The sequence below is a fragment of the Arthrobacter sp. SLBN-100 genome, from assembly GCF_006715305.1.
Taxonomy (GTDB): domain Bacteria; phylum Actinomycetota; class Actinomycetes; order Actinomycetales; family Micrococcaceae; genus Arthrobacter.
Genome location: NZ_VFMY01000001.1, coordinates 3867935 through 3882190 on the forward strand (window position 1 = coordinate 3867935; position 14256 = coordinate 3882190).

Annotated in this window: 13 protein-coding genes and 1 riboswitch; of the genes, 4 read left to right on the forward strand and 9 right to left on the reverse strand. The window is 64.6% G+C overall.

Annotated features, from left to right (window positions below; translation table 11 throughout):
- Positions 1-39: 39 nt before the first annotated feature.
- A complete protein-coding gene (locus FBY31_RS17855) occupies positions 40-1350 on the reverse strand; it encodes an ABC transporter substrate-binding protein (RefSeq protein WP_142043758.1) in 1311 nt (436 codons plus the stop codon).
- 266 nt (positions 1351-1616) lie between these two features.
- Between FBY31_RS17855 and FBY31_RS17860 the strand changes: the two genes are divergently transcribed.
- Positions 1617-2726, forward strand: a complete 1110-nt coding sequence (locus tag FBY31_RS17860; RefSeq protein ID WP_142043760.1) for a ribonuclease HI family protein — start codon at positions 1617-1619, stop codon at positions 2724-2726.
- Positions 2727-2793: 67 nt separating this feature from the next.
- Here FBY31_RS17860 and FBY31_RS17865 read toward each other — a convergent pair whose 3' ends face one another.
- The 7 genes from FBY31_RS17865 to FBY31_RS17895 all read right to left on the reverse strand — a co-directional run bounded on the left by FBY31_RS17865 (position 2794) and on the right by FBY31_RS17895 (position 10443).
- On the reverse strand, positions 2794-3081 hold the full coding sequence (locus FBY31_RS17865) for a WXG100 family type VII secretion target (protein ID WP_142043762.1): 288 nt from the start codon (positions 3079-3081) through the stop codon (positions 2794-2796).
- Between the two features lie 106 nt (positions 3082-3187).
- Entirely contained in the window at positions 3188-4663 is a 1476-nt protein-coding gene (locus tag FBY31_RS17870; RefSeq protein ID WP_142043764.1) for a sensor histidine kinase, read from the reverse strand.
- Between the two features lie 2 nt (positions 4664-4665).
- A complete protein-coding gene (locus FBY31_RS17875) occupies positions 4666-5376 on the reverse strand; it encodes a response regulator transcription factor (protein ID WP_142043766.1) in 711 nt (236 codons plus the stop codon).
- Between the two features lie 97 nt (positions 5377-5473).
- Entirely contained in the window at positions 5474-5974 is a 501-nt protein-coding gene (locus tag FBY31_RS17880; protein WP_142043768.1) for a DUF427 domain-containing protein, read from the reverse strand.
- Positions 5975-6058: 84 nt separating this feature from the next.
- A complete protein-coding gene (locus tag FBY31_RS17885; RefSeq protein WP_142043770.1) occupies positions 6059-7705 on the reverse strand; it encodes a DNA repair helicase XPB in 1647 nt (548 codons plus the stop codon).
- A gap of 13 nt (positions 7706-7718) precedes the next feature.
- Positions 7719-10199, reverse strand: a complete 2481-nt coding sequence (locus FBY31_RS17890; protein ID WP_142043772.1) for a helicase-associated domain-containing protein — start codon at positions 10197-10199, stop codon at positions 7719-7721.
- A 10-nt stretch (positions 10200-10209) separates the two neighbouring features.
- The gene (locus tag FBY31_RS17895; protein WP_142043774.1) at positions 10210-10443 is read right to left on the reverse strand and encodes a hypothetical protein; all 234 of its coding nucleotides are present in this window, start codon (positions 10441-10443) and stop codon (positions 10210-10212) included.
- A 219-nt stretch (positions 10444-10662) separates the two neighbouring features.
- Here FBY31_RS17895 and FBY31_RS17900 point away from each other — a divergent pair, with 219 nt between their 5' ends.
- Together FBY31_RS17900 and FBY31_RS17905 are read left to right on the forward strand one after the other, a co-directional pair.
- Positions 10663-11046: a cold-shock protein gene (locus FBY31_RS17900; RefSeq protein ID WP_142043776.1), complete on the forward strand. Its 384-nt coding sequence runs from the start codon at positions 10663-10665 to the stop codon at positions 11044-11046.
- Positions 11047-11052: 6 nt separating this feature from the next.
- Positions 11053-11733: a DUF3027 domain-containing protein gene (locus FBY31_RS17905; protein WP_142043778.1), complete on the forward strand. Its 681-nt coding sequence runs from the start codon at positions 11053-11055 to the stop codon at positions 11731-11733.
- Positions 11734-11791: 58 nt separating this feature from the next.
- Here FBY31_RS17905 and serC read toward each other — a convergent pair whose 3' ends face one another.
- A complete protein-coding gene (serC, locus tag FBY31_RS17910) occupies positions 11792-12922 on the reverse strand; it encodes a phosphoserine transaminase (RefSeq protein ID WP_142043780.1) in 1131 nt (376 codons plus the stop codon).
- A 278-nt stretch (positions 12923-13200) separates the two neighbouring features.
- Here serC and FBY31_RS17915 point away from each other — a divergent pair, with 278 nt between their 5' ends.
- Positions 13201-13908 carry a metal-dependent transcriptional regulator gene (locus FBY31_RS17915; RefSeq protein ID WP_142043782.1) on the forward strand — a complete coding sequence of 236 codons (708 nt, stop codon included), beginning with the start codon at positions 13201-13203 and terminating at the stop codon, positions 13906-13908.
- A gap of 134 nt (positions 13909-14042) precedes the next feature.
- Positions 14043-14254: riboswitch (cyclic di-AMP (ydaO/yuaA leader) on the forward strand.
- The last annotated feature ends 2 nt before the right edge of the window (positions 14255-14256 follow it).

Sequence of the window (14256 nt, forward strand, 5' to 3'; positions counted from 1 at the left end):
CTCTTACGAGGGGGCCGCTTTTCTGCGTTTCGAAGCTGCTTACTTCCTGGCGCTGGCCAGCATTCCTTCAACTTCCTTTTTGAAGGCGTCAGCAGCTGCCTGCGGTGTCAGTCGGTCGTACAGGACCTCATCGGTGTACCGCTTGACCACATTCTGCACGCTGCCGGCCCCTACCGGGGGAACCGGCGGAGCATCCTTGATATCGGGGCCGAGATCCTTCAGGAAGCTGACCACTGTTGTGTCCGCCGGCTTGAGGGTGGGCTTGATGCTTTCGACGATCTCCGCATTGGTAGGGACGCCGCGGTCCGTCTTCAGGATGGCTCCGGCTTCGGGGCTGTTGGCCAAAAAGTTGATAAACGTCGAGGCAGCCTCGGGGTGCTTTGACCGCGAGGAAGCGGACCAGAACATGCTGGGCTTGTAGTACATGCCGTTGGCAGCAGCAGAACCGTCAACGCTGGGTGCCCGGAGCATCTTAATGCTGCTGCCGGTAGTAGCCTCGAGCGATCCGAGCTGGTTGGTCCACCACCAGGCCATGCCAACCCTGTTGGTGCCGAAGAGGCTCTCTTCCAGCCCCGCACCGGCGTCCTCGGTGGCGACGGTGGCCGGCGGACTGGCCTTCGAATCACGCTGTTCCTTCAGGCGCTCCCAGAAGGAGGCAGCCGTTGGCGTTTCAAAGTCCAGCTTGCCGTCCTCTGAATAAAGGTTCTCACCGTGCTGCCGCAGCCAGATGATCAGGTCGGCTTCGTTGGTGCCGTACGCCGCACCGTAGTCCTTGCCATCACCTGCGGCGCTGATCTTGGCAGCCGTGGCCATGAAGTCATCCCAGGTCCACTTGGTGTCATCCGGGAGGGGCACGCCCGCTGCCTCGAAGACTTTGGTATTGGCCATGATGACATAGGCATTCTGGCCTGTGCTGATTCCGTACTGGGCGTCGTCGTACTGGCCGGAAGCCAAGCCTTCTTTGTCCAGCTTGGAGGTGTCGATTCCGTCCTGCTTGGACAGATCCAGGAGGGCCCCGCGTCCGCCGTATTCGGCGATGTACTTCTGGTCCATCTGGATAACGTCAGGAGCATCGTTCGCAGCAGTCTTGGTGGCGAGCTTGTCCCAGTAGCTGGCCCATTCGCCAGGCTCTGATTCGATCTTGATATTCGGGTGTTCCGCTTCAAAAGCGTCGATAACCTTTTCCGTCTGAGCGTTGAGGTACTCGTTGCCCCACCAGGCAAACCGCAAGGTTACCTCCTCGTTGTTGCTGGAACCGCCGGAGGTGCCACAGCCCGTTGCGAGGAGGGAAAGGGCGACAGCCACGGCCCCGAGTTTGAATTTCCTCCGGCTACCGGTTGGAATCGTCATTGATATGCCTTCCTTGTTCTTATGAGCACGCATTCTCTTTCCAGCAGGCGTCTTCGCCCGTCTGACACATGTGAGAAAGCGCTTTCTCGTATGACATCCGATTGTGCCGGTCATCGGACATGTTCGTCAAGGGATCTTGGTAACCGCTTTCCGGGTGCGTCGGTGTGCTCAAGTGGCTGGGGAGCGGGCGTAAGCCCGACAGGGGTGTTGATAGCGGGAGGGGCCAGGACCAACGCTTTGCCTGTGTCTTCTGGCAGGATAGACCGGTGACGATTACAGCAGCGGCCGACGGTTCGGCTTTGGGAAACCCTGGCCCGGCGGGCTGGGCCTGGTACGTGAACGACGGCTGCTGGCGTGCCGGAGGATGGCCTCATGGCACCAACAACCAGGGTGAGCTGATGGCTGTCCTTGATCTTCTGCGGGCCACGGCGCACCTTCCCGAGGAGGACCTGCATATCCTCTGTGACAGCCAGTACGTCATCAACTCGATCACCAAGTGGATGCCGGGCTGGAAGCGCAAGGGATGGCGGAAGGCTGATGGCAAGCCCGTGCTGAACGTGGACCTCCTCAAGGAACTGGACCGGGAACTGGCGGGGCGGAAATACAGGTTCGAATGGGTCAAGGGGCACGCAGGGCATGACCTGAACGAAGCCGCGGACGAACGGGCCCGCGCGGCTGCCACTGCCTACCAGCAGGGGGTGGCTGCCCGCTCAGGGCCCGGCTTCCCCGGCGCCCATCACCTGTCCACCTCAGGCGCCCGCTCGGCCGGCACGGTTTCAGCACCTCGGAGGGCCACGGCAGCACCGCCGAGTGAACCCGACCTCTTCAGCCAGCAGGAGCCCACACAACAGAACGTATCGGAGCCGGCCCTTCCCCGGCGAAACACCAGCCAGCAGAAGGCCAGCCAGCAGAACGGTGGCCGGCCGGACTTTGCCCAGCCGGACTCTGCCCGGGCTGACTTCGCCCAGTTGGACTTCGCCCAGCTGGACGATGGGGCCTTTGACCTGGCGGGCGCAGCCGGCCAGGCCCAAACCGCACCGCCCGAAGCGCTGGTGGAGGAGCTGGAGCGGGAACTGCTGGGCCCCCTGGTGCGCGGTGATATCGGCAGGACAGCGGTCCTCCTGCACCCCGACTTCCTGGAGATCGGCAGCTCGGGCCGGGTCTGGACCCGGGACGCCATGATGATGGCTCTGGAAGAAGATCCCGGCGAGCGGACCGATATTGAGATTCTCGGCGCGGACCGTATCGGCCCCGGCGCGGTCCTGCTGACATACCGGAGCTTCGCGCGCTCAGGCACGACGCTCCGAAGCTCTCTGTGGGTGCTCGACGGTGACCGCTGGCGGCTGCGGTTCCATCAGGGCACTCCCGAAGCCTGACCGCCCCGAAGCCTGACGGCCCCGAAGCCTGACGCCGGCACTCCATACGGCTCGCCGCCTGGTTGGCTCAGCTGAACCGCTGGGTGTTTCCCTGCTCCGCCTGGGCGTACGTGGCAGCCGCCGACGCCAGAGCCAGGTTGATCGACGCGAGTGAAGCTTCCACCTTGCCCTGGGTGATGGTCCATTCCGTGACGAGGGCCTGGAAGTTGGTGGCGGCGGCGCCGCGCCAGGATCCCTGGAGCTCGTCCAGTCCCCGTTTCATGGCCTGGACGTCGGCGCTGATCCGGTCCACCGTGGCCTGGACGTTGGCCGACTTGAGCTGCAGGAGTTCGGTGTCGACGGAGATGATGCTCATGGCAATGCCTTTCGCTGTAGCGGTGAGCGTTTGCTCCCATGCCCGGCTGGTCCGGACAACTGCAACAAGCGTATGGATGCGCATTTCCCGGGGCTACGGCCGGAGGCTATATGTGGATAACCTCGCTGTCGCTGCCCTCGGCATTGGCACGCATCGGCGTGTCCTCGCGCGGAAGGCTGACCACCAGGGTGGCCCCGCCGCCGTCCGTATTCTCCACCCGGACAGAGCCCCCATGGGACCCCACGATCGCGGCCACAATGGCCAGTCCCAGGCCACTGCCGCCGGTCTCGCGCGTGCGCGATGTATCAGCACGATAGAAACGTTCGAAGACCTTCGCTGCATCTTCCTCGGAGATGCCCGGTCCATGGTCGCGGACTTCGATAACGGACCGCTCGTGCCCGTCCGCTGCGGCGCGAACGCCAACAGCCAGCTCAATGGGGGTGTTTTCAGGGGTGTAGCGCAAGGCATTGCCCACCAGGTTGCCCACCACCTGGCGGAGTTTGGCCTCATCGCCCAGGACCGGCGCGGGTGCTGCCGGGCCGCCGTCGAGCCCGACCAGTGAAATAACCCTCGAAGGCGAGCTCGCCTGCGTATCCACCACCGAATCATGGGCAATCAACTGCAGGTCCACAGGCTTCTGCTGCAAGGGCCGCTGCTCATCAAGGCGGGCCAGCAGCAACAGGTCCTCCACCATGGAGCCCATGCGCTTGGCTTCGCTTTCGATCCTTCCCATGGCCGTGGCAACGTCCTCGTCCGTGGTGAGGGCGCCGTGCCGGTACAGCTCGGAGAAGCCGCGGATGGTCACCAGCGGGGTCCGCAGTTCGTGCGAGGCGTCGGCAGCGAACCGGCGCATCCTCGCCTCCGAGGCCGTGCGGGCGGCGAAAGCCGATTCGATGTGGGCGAGCATCGCGTTCAATGAACTGCTGAGCCTGCCGAGCTCAGTGCCGGGGTTCTCCACCTCCACGCGGCGGGACAAATCGCCGGCGGCAATCGCGGCTGCCGTCTTCTCCACCCTCGCCAGCGGCCGGAAGGAACGCGACACGGTCCAGCTGGCGATCAGGGACGCCAGCAGCAGCGTCAGCAGGCCAACTCCGGTGACCACAAGCGTTGCGTGCTTCAGCACGTCATCCACGCTCTGCAGCGGCAGTCCGATGACCACCACGGCCGTGGTCTGGTTGGTCTGCACCGTTACCGCAACAACCCGCCAGTTATGCCCGTCCGTGCCCTTGACCTGGTAAGGGACCACGCCGCGTGCCTGGGCTTGTTCCACGGAGATGGAGCTGATGTCCGGATGTTTCTCGGCATCGCCGCCGAACGGATAGGGGTCCTGGCCGGGTACAAAAAGTATCAGCGAATAATCGGTAGGAACCGGCGGGTTTGGGGTCTGGAGTTGCGTAAAGGAGCGCTGTTTTCCCGCCAGTTCGACGGCGGCGTACAGCTTGTCGTCCACTTGGCCCTGCAGGTAGCTGTGAAGCAGGGCCAAGGTGCCTGCCCCGGTCACGGTCAGTGCCACGATCAGCAGTGCCATAATCATGGCCACCAGTTGCGTCCTCAGGGATGCGGACTTCCAACGCTCCAGCAAGGTCAGCGCTTTTCTGCCGTCCGAAGCACGTATCCCACGCCACGCTTGGTCTGGATCAGGGCAGGAGCTTCAGGGTCGATGTCCACCTTCCGCCGAAGGTAGGAGATGTACGACTCCACGATGGAGGCGTCGCCGTTGAAGTTGTACTCCCACACGTGGTCCAGGATCTGCGACTTGGACAGCACCCGGTTGGGGTTGAGCATGAGGTAGCGGAGCAACTTGAACTCGGTGGGGGAGAGCTCGATGACAGTGCCGCCCCGGCGCACTTCGTGGGCGTCGTCGTCGAGCTCCAGGTCGTCCACTCGGATCACGGCGTCGTCATCAAGCAATGGCTGCGTCCGGCGCAGGACGGCGCGGATCCTGGCCACTACCTCGTCCAGGCTGAAGGGTTTGGTGACGTAATCGTCGCCGCCGACGGTAAGGCCGGTGACTTTGTCCTCGGTATCGTCCTTGGCGGTCAGGAACAGGACGGGGAAGTGCTTGCCTGAAGCCCGCAGCCGGCGCGTGACGGTGAACCCGTCCATGTCGGGGAGCATCACGTCCAGGACGGCGAGGTCCGGTGCGTGCAGGTCGGCAGCGGCCAGGGCATCGCGTCCGTTGGCTGCGGAGACGACGTCGAATCCGGCGAACCGCAGGGAGGTGGAGAGCAGTTCACGAATGTTGGGTTCGTCGTCCACCACGAGGAGCTTCGCTTCAGGGCCGTTCTTGTTCATGCTCCCATCATGCTCCCGGATTCTGGGAGTTGTCTGGATGTTCATCGGAAGCACGTTGTGAAAGCCGCCGCGAGGATTCATTGGAAAGGGCGGCCGCTCACCAAAACATCGTTCCCGGCTCGCCCTTGAATGGCCCAACTACCCTGTTGGTGATCCACCCGCCATAGAAAGCGCCGGCTTGGGGACGGACGCGCTCGCCGTCCACCTCGCAAGAATCCATCTTGCCCGGGTACAGTGCCACATGCCCGGCCAATGAGGTGTAGGGCGGCGCAGGCTCCGGATAGAACCATCCTGCCGCAACAGCCACCAGGCCACCACCGCGAACGTTCAGGTACCGAGCTGTCCCCTTGAACTCGCAATAGCTGGTCCGCGAGGCAGGCTCCAGTGCCGCGGGCCTGAAGGCTTCCCGGGGGAAGTAATAGACCGGCGGGTGACTGGTCTCCAGGACGCGCAGTGACTCCGTGACGTCAAGGATGAGCTCTCCGCCAAGGACCACCCGGATCCGTTCCTGGCTCGGCTCAACGCGTGGGGGCCGGGGGTAATCCCAGACAGATTCCTGGCCCGGCTGCGGTACAACGGGTTCCACAGGGCGTCGCATGCTTCCAGTATGCAATGCCTGAGCAGAACCGCGGCGAGTCGCCTGGCCTGGACAACCGTTAAGGCGGCACAACCGCAGATACGGCTACTCCGCCTTTTCCACGTCCTTGGCGTCCATGATCCGGTAGGCATAGCCCTGCTCGGCGAGGAACCGCTGACGCTTCGCTGCGAAGTCCTGGTCCAGGGTGTCACGGGCCACCAGCGAGTAGAACCGGGCGGCCCGGCCGTCCTTCTTGGGACGGAGCAGCCGGCCAAGGCGCTGCGCTTCCTCCTGCCGCGACCCGAAGGAGCCGGACACCTGGATCGCCACCGAGGCTTCCGGCAGGTCGATGGAAAAGTTGGCCACCTTGGAGACCACGAGCGTCTGGATCTCGCCGGCACGGAAGGCATCGAAGAGCTTCTGGCGCACCTTCACGGAAGTGTCGCCCTTGATGACCGGCGCCTGGAGGCGCTCGCCGAGCTCATCCAACTGGTCGATGTACTGGCCGATGACCAGCAATTGCTCCCCGCTGTGCCGGGCCACGAGCTGCTCCACCACCTGCGTCTTGGACTCGGACGTGGCGCAAAGCCGGTACTTGTCCGCGTCCTCAGCCATGGCGTAGGCGACGCGCTCGTCACGCGGCAGGTCCACACGGACCTCCACGCAGTCCGCGGGGGCGATGTAGCCCTGGGACTCGATATCTTTCCACGGCGCGTCGTAGCGCTTTGGTCCGATCAGGCTGAAGACCTCGCCCTCGCGGCCGTCTTCGCGCACCAGTGTTGCCGTAAGGCCCAGGCGCCGCCGGGCCTGCAGGTCCGCCGTCATCCGGAAAATCGGGGCGGGAAGCAGGTGGACCTCGTCGTAGATGATCAGGCCCCAGTCATGCCCGTCCACCAGCTCCAGGTGCGGATACAGGCCCCCGCGCTTGGTGGTGAGCACCTGGTACGTGGCGATGGTGACAGGGCGGACTTCCTTCAGAGCCCCCGAATACTCGCCGATTTCGTCCTCGGTGAGGGAGGTGCGCTTGAGCAGCTCATCCTTCCACTGCCGGGCAGCAACGGTGTTGGTGACAAGGATCAGGGTGGTGGTGGAGCCGGTTGCCATCGCCGCCGCGCCCACCAGGGTTTTGCCGGCCCCGCAGGGAAGCACCACTACGCCGCTGCCGCCGGCCCAGAAATTGTCGCTGGCCATCTGCTGGTAGGGCCGCAGTTTCCAGCCGTCCTCGTTCAGCGCGATCAGGTGCGGAGTGCCGTCCACGTAGCCGGCCAGGTCCTCGGCCGGCCAGCCGATCTTGAGCAGGAGCTGCTTGAGCTGCCCTCGCTGGGACGCGTGCACCACCACGGTTTCGCCGTCAATCCGAGGCCCCAGGAGCGGCTGGATCTTTTTGGACCGGATCACTTCCTCAAGCACCGGGTAGTCGTCCGTCCGCATCACCAGTCCGTGCTGCGGATCCTTTTCCAGGCGCAGCCGGCCATACCGCGACATCGTCTCCTCGACGTCGATCAGCAGTGAATGCGGCACGGGGAAGCGCGAATACTTCAGCAGCGTGTCCAGGACTTTCTCGGCGTCCAGACCGGCGGCCCGGGCATTCCACAGGCCCAAAGGCGTCAACCGGTAGCTGTGGACGTGCTCGGGCGCACGTTCCAGTTCGGCGAATGGCGCTATGGCGTGCCGGGCTTCTGTGGCGAGCTCATGGTCCACCTCGAGCAGGATGGTTTTGTCGCTCTGGACAATCAGGGGGCCGTCGTTCACTCGGGGAAGTCCTTCACTGGCGCAGTTCCTCTGCGGCCTCAATATCGATAATGCGGTGGATGGACAGCACCCGTTCGGTGTCCTTCGCGGGGTCGAAGACCCGGACGCGTCCGCCGCTCACTGAGAGGGGAACAACAATCTCGAGGTTGGCATTCCCCATGCCGTCCACCACATTCATGCTGATCCGCTGCTTCAGCCGGATGGCGCGCTGGAGGGCTTCCAGGCCCAGCTGGGTGGCTGCCTCGGAGCCAGAGTCCGCCTGCCCAGGGTGGCTTACGACGGCGGCAGGGCGGTGGCGGAGCACGTCCAGCTGAGCTTGTATTTCCTCAGCTTCCGGTGCGGTCCGCGGGGCGGTGTACACGGGCCGGGAAGGGGCGTGCGGTGCAGGTGTACGCCGGAGCCTGAGTACGGGCTGTTCGGATTCCCCAAGCGACGGCGAGAGGCCCAGGTTGCGCAATACTTGGGCTGTTTCGCGTGGGGGAGCGGAAGAGATGAGGACCGTGGGAGCAATCCGGACCAGGCCGAGCCCCTCGGTTTTGGGTCCCTGGAGCAGTTCGAGCAGCGCGGCCTCATCCTCGCTCTGGATAAAGCTCGCGGCCGTGCCCACCCGCAGCCGGCCATGCCGGGCAGCTGTATCCTCCACGAGGTACTGCAGCGGCTGCGGCACCGCCGTGGCCGAATGTTCCCGCAGGAACTCCAGCAGGGCCGAGGCGTCATGCCCGGCGTCCAGAGCGCGGCGGATGGAAGCGGGCGAGAACCGGTATATGGTGGCCGGCCCCTGCCCTTCCGCGTCCGCCATCAGCAGCAGTTCCCCGGTCAGGGCCGGGGCAAGGTATCCGGGGGCCACAGCAGTCAGGTCCGCCTGGAGCAGCACGTGGTTCAACTCAGCCGGCAGGTGCTCGCCAAGGATGGCGAGTGCGGCGTCCGGATCATCGCCGGCAATGGCGCTTCCCAGCTGGCTCAGCGCTCCGGAGCCCAGCAAACCGAGAATTTCGGCTTCGGCCAGCACCCCGCGGATCAGGGAGCTGAAGCGCCGGGCCATCCGCGGCTGGGCCCACTCCGCGCGCTGCAGGACCGCGGCTGCATCAAGCACCGGCGCGGTCCCGTCCGGTGCCGCCGCTTCCTGGGTGAGTTCGTTGAGAATCTCCAGGATCCGCTTGCGCACTACCGGAGCGTCAGGCCGCTGCGCCTCGGCCGACAAGGCGATGACGGTGCTCCCCGATGCGGCGCGGTGCCCTGCCGCTGCTCCGGACGTTCCACTGATGGGCTGCCCCACCATGGAGGGTACGCGCTCGCTGGCCAGCCAGGCGTTCACCAGCCAGAGCCATTGTTCCTGGCGGGGCAGGACGAGCCACTCCAACTCCGGCGGCTGGATCCAGGACGACGAATCAACGTCCAGCCGGATCAGGCCCGCGAGCCCGCAGAGCTCCAGGAGCAGCCCGACGCGTGGCTGGTCGATCCGGAGCACATCAGCGAGCCGCCTCATCTCGCGAACGCCCACGCCTCCGCTGCGGAGCGTGGCCAGCGGCTGTTCCTTCACGGCATGGAGCATCTCGCCCACGAGCCGCAGGGTTTCTGCGATGGCGCCGAGAGCGGCGTTCCGGCGCAGGGCGGCGCTGGTGTGACCCAGCTCGGGGACCGGCGGTGACAGTGCGAAGTCATTAATGATGGCGCCGCCGCGCAGTGAGAGTCCCACGCTGTGCGGCAGTTCCACGTGGGCGGCGTCCAACGGCACCAGCAGGCCGCGGGCCAGGAGCCAGTCTACGGGCCCGACGTCGGATCCCTCGGTGGCAATGGATGCCTTGCGTTGCGCCTGGGGGACGGCACCCATGGCCCAGTTCCGGAATTTGGCGAGCAGCGCCGTCGTCCGTTCCGGAGCGGTGGACAATATGTCCTGCAAAGCCTCAGGGGAGGACGTCCAGTGCTGCAGCGCCAGCGCTGCCTCCATGGGCGTAGTGGCGCCATGGATGGCGACGCCTTTCCGGTGCAGTTCGGAAACCAGCTGAACGGCCCGCTGCGCGAACGCGGGCTGGAGGCGCACCAGCTCCGTGTAGCTCCGCCCCAGCCCGGCGGGATATATCCCCACCACATCTTTGAGGCTGCCTACGGGGAGGTAGTAGCGCTGCTTGCCGGCCGGAGTTCCGTGCGGGGGTTCGGCCCGGTGTACCAGCGCGAGGTCCTGGAGCGACGCCAGGATCCGGTCCACGGCCGCAAGGGTGGACCCTGAAATCAGGTTGCGGAGGCCCGCTGCTGACGCACTGTGCTTCGTGTCGGTATTCGTACACAGATGGAGGGTTTCCAGGACCTGCATCTGGGGCCGGTTGAGGCGCTCCAGGGCGCGCTGGACGCTGACCCTCCCGCTGGCCCTGGCGGCGAGGGCGGCGAAATCAGGAACGGCGGGGGAGATAAGGTCCGGCCGCGCGTCGAACAGGGACCGCAACGAGTCGTCGCTGCGGGCCTCCAGGTCCTTGCTGAGAGCGCGAATAAGGGACATCAGTCCAACGTTACCGCCCGTCCGGTTTTCCTGCCCGGCGGCGCCCGGCGACGCTGTCCAGGACAAGGAACAGCATCAGGAGGAACGCCAGCGGCAGGCCGTAAAGCGCGGTATAGGTGACCCAGGCCGGAGCTACCGAACCTGCGAAGGCAAACGCCATGACGGCTGCCACCGCTGCCAGCGAGAGCACGGCAATAACCGCGGCGAAGATCGTCAGGGGCCGCCGGTAACGCGAGGGTGTCATGGACGTAACGCTAACAGCCCGGTCGGACACTCTGGGCATGGGTGCTTCGGGGCCGTTACAGGGAGCCGCCGAAAGCAGGATTAGGGCATGGGGCAGGATAACCTTGAGGGATAAAGACCAACACGGTCTCCAGCCGTCATACCCTGAACCCGCACGACAATGCGGATGCGGTGACAGCAGGCCGTGTCTCAAGACGTCAGAACGAAGAAGGTTGATTACGTGCCTACCGGCAAGGTCAAGTGGTATGACAAGGACAAAGGCTTCGGATTCCTCGCGGGCGAAGACGGCCAGGAAGTGTTCCTGCCCAAATCCTCGCTGCCCGAGGGTGTAACGGAGCTGAAGGCCGGCACCCGCGTTGAGTTTGGTGTCGCGGACGGCCGCAAGGGTGCCCAGGCCCTGGGGCTGCGTGTGCTGGATAAGACGCCGTCCATCGCCAAGGCGAAACGGCCCAGCGCCCGGGACCTTGCGCCGCTGGTCCAGGACCTGGTGACCGTTCTGGACAACCTGTCCGGAACCCTCTCCAATGGCAAATACCCGGAAGGCAACAAGGGCAAGGCCATCGCCGCCGCCCTGCGTAAGGTTGCCGACGAGCTGGACGTTTAGGCCCTGATGAGTTCGGAAGCTGATCAGCAGGAGCCGGCAGTGAAGTCGCCGGAGTTGGTGTCCCGGGAGCCGGTGTCGCAGGAACCGGAGCCGACTGGCCCTGTTTCGCCGGCCTCCGCCGCGGCTGGAGTGAAGACTGTGAAGCCGCGTGCCGGCGTGCCGGCATGGCGGACTGGAAAGCCCGACGCGTTCCTTGCCGCCGCCGTTGAAACTGCCCGGAGCGCGATCGAAGGCATTACGGCGCCGTCGAATATCGGGCAGCATCTGGCAGCCAAGAGCGAAGGCGACCGCCTGGTGACGCATCTTTTTGAATCAAGGTTGCCCGGCTACGGCGGCTGGCAATGGTTCGCGGTCCTGACCCGAAACTCACGCTCCAAGGTGGTAACCGTCAACGAGCTGGGCCTGCTGCCGTCCGAAGACTCCATCCTGGCCCCGGAATGGGTTCCGTGGGCGGAGCGGGTCCGGCCCGAAGATGAACAGGAACCGGAGCGGGAACACGAACCGGAAATGGTGGAGGCCGAGTCGCCGGAATCGGGTGCTGCGGAAGATTCTCTGGCAGGGACTGCCGGTCATGAAGCTGAGGCAGGTGCCTTTGCCGCCGCTGAACCGGACCAGGCCGCAGACCACCCCGCCGGGAACACTGCCGGCAACTCCTCGTCGGACGCTCCTCAGGAGCGCTCCTTCTAAGACAGACAAAAAGGCGCCGCCCGGGAAAAACCCGGGCGGCGCCGTCGTGCTTAATATCCTACTTGCGCAGCTCGCCCACCACGTAATCGATGGTGGCCAGCAGGGCGGAAACGTCCGCGGGCTCGATGGCCACGAACGTTGCGATCCGCAACTGGTTGCGGCCCAGCTTGCGGTAAGGCTCGGTGTCCACCACGCCGTTGGCGCGCAGGACCTTGGCAACCACGGCCGCGTCCACGGACTCATCGAAGTCGATGGTGGCGATGACGTTCGAGCGCTCGTCCGGGTTGGTGACGAAGGGAGTGGCGAACCCGGAGGCGTCAGCCCAGCTGTAGATGCGGCCGGCGGAGTCAGCCGTGCGGGCGGATGCAAAGTCCATGCCGCCGTTGGCGTTCAACCACTGCACCTGCGCGTCCAGCGTCACGAGGGTGGACAGCGACGGGGTGTTGTAGGTCTGGTTCAGGCGCGAGTTGTCGATGGCCGTCTGCAAATCCAGGAAATCCGGAATCCAGCGGTCGCTGGCCTTGATCCGTGCTGCCCGTTCCAGGGCGGCCGGGGAGAACAGCCCAAGCCAGAGCCCGCCGTCGGAAGCAAAGTTTTTCTGCGGAGCAAAGTAGTAAACGTCACTTTGTGCCACATCGACGTCCAGACCGCCTGCGGCAGAGGTGGCGTCCACCAGGACCAGCGCACCTTCGTCCACGCCGGCAACGCGCTGCACGGGGGCCGAAACGCCTGTGCTGGTCTCGTTCTGCGGCCAGGCGTACACATCCACGCCTGCTTCTGCCTGCGCTGAGGGGCGGGTGCCGGGTTCGGATTTGATGATGGAGGACGCGTCCAGGAAGGGGGCCTTGTTGGTTGCTGCGGCGAACTTGGACCCGAATTCACCAAAGGAAAGGTGCTGGGCCTTCTTCTCGACCAGGCCAAAGCTGGCAATATCCCAGAAAGCGGTGGAGCCGCCCACGCCGAGCACCACTTCGTACCCGTCAGGTGCCCGGAAGAACTGGCTCAGGCCTTCGCGGACAGAGCCCACCAGGTTCTTAACCGGGGCCTGGCGGTGGGACGTGCCGAGGATGTTCTTTGACGCGGCTGACAGCGCATCAATCTGTTCCTGCCGGACCTTGGAAGGCCCGGCGCCGAACCGTCCGTCCTTGGGCAGGAGGTCGGCGGGAATAGTGATGCTGGTTTCGCTCACAGGTGCTCCAATTTCGGCATGGACATAACTTTGGTCCGGACGGTTGTTGGCGGCCGGCAGTCGGCGGTGACTGCAACCAGGGCCTTCCCTATTCTGCCTGAAGCGCTGTTTCGGCGGGAACCTGGGCCACCATAGTCCAGCCAATGAGACGCCCGCGCAGCACAGGGGTGAACTATTCGGACAAAGTCAAAATAGGCTAAGCTTTTCCACGGACTACGTCGCAGTGAAGGCGATACGGTGGGACAACGCAAGGTACTGCGCTCTAGGAGCTGAGCTGGATGACGGATCTGATCGACACAACGGAAATGTACCTTCGGACCATTTTGGAGCTTGAAGAAGAGAATATCGTCGCTCTTCGTGCGCGCATCGCCGAGCGGCTCCGCCACTCAGGGCCCACCGTCTCCCAGACCATCGGCAGGATGGAGCGGGACGGCCTGGTGGTCGTCTCCGGAGACCGGCACCTTGAGCTCACTGAAACGGGACGGAAGCGCGCCACGGAGGTCATGCGCAAGCACCGCCTTGCCGAGCGCCTGCTCGCGGATGTTATCGGACTGGACTGGGCCTACGTCCATGACGAAGCCTGCCGCTGGGAGCATGTCATGAGCGAACGGGTGGAGCGGCGCATCTATGAGATGCTCAACCACCCCACGGAGTCTCCGTACGGGAATCCGATTCCCGGTTTGGCGGCCTTGGGCGGTACGCCCTCATTGGGCTTCGCCGACGGTGCCATCAGCCTCCTTGAAGCAATGAAATCCTACGGTCCGGCATCTGAGGTGACCGTGAGCAGGCTCGCGGAGCCCATCCAGGTGGAGCCGGAACTGCTGTCCCAGCTCGATGAAGGCGGTATCCGTCCGGGTGCAGCCGTATCGCTGGAACGGGTGGGCGACTATATTTCCGTCCGGGTTGCAGGGATTGAAGGGGCCCTGGAACTGCCGCCCGAGGTTGCCGCACACGTGTTTGTTGCCATCCGCCAGCCTGCCGGCTAGCGGCGCGTTACCCTACGAGCGGCCACTTACGCGAAGATAACGGAATTGTTACCAAGCGGCTTAAGCCTCTATAGTTGAACCAAGCGTTGATATTAAAGCGTTACCTGATCTGGAGCCGAGCTCTGCCAGCGGATCAGGAGTGCGAGTCGTAACTGGCAGAGGCGGGGGAACCACAACCGGCAGCGGGGGACTGCCTTGGGGTGAAGTCCGTCAGCAGCAAGCCTCTTCCAGCGAAGGATCCTTAACGGGATATCTCTGTGCCGAAGCTTGCTTACGGCGGACCGGGTCTTTGAACTCTCTGACCCGAATCCGACAGCTAACTCCGCAGGCTTTCCAGAGAGGAACCCT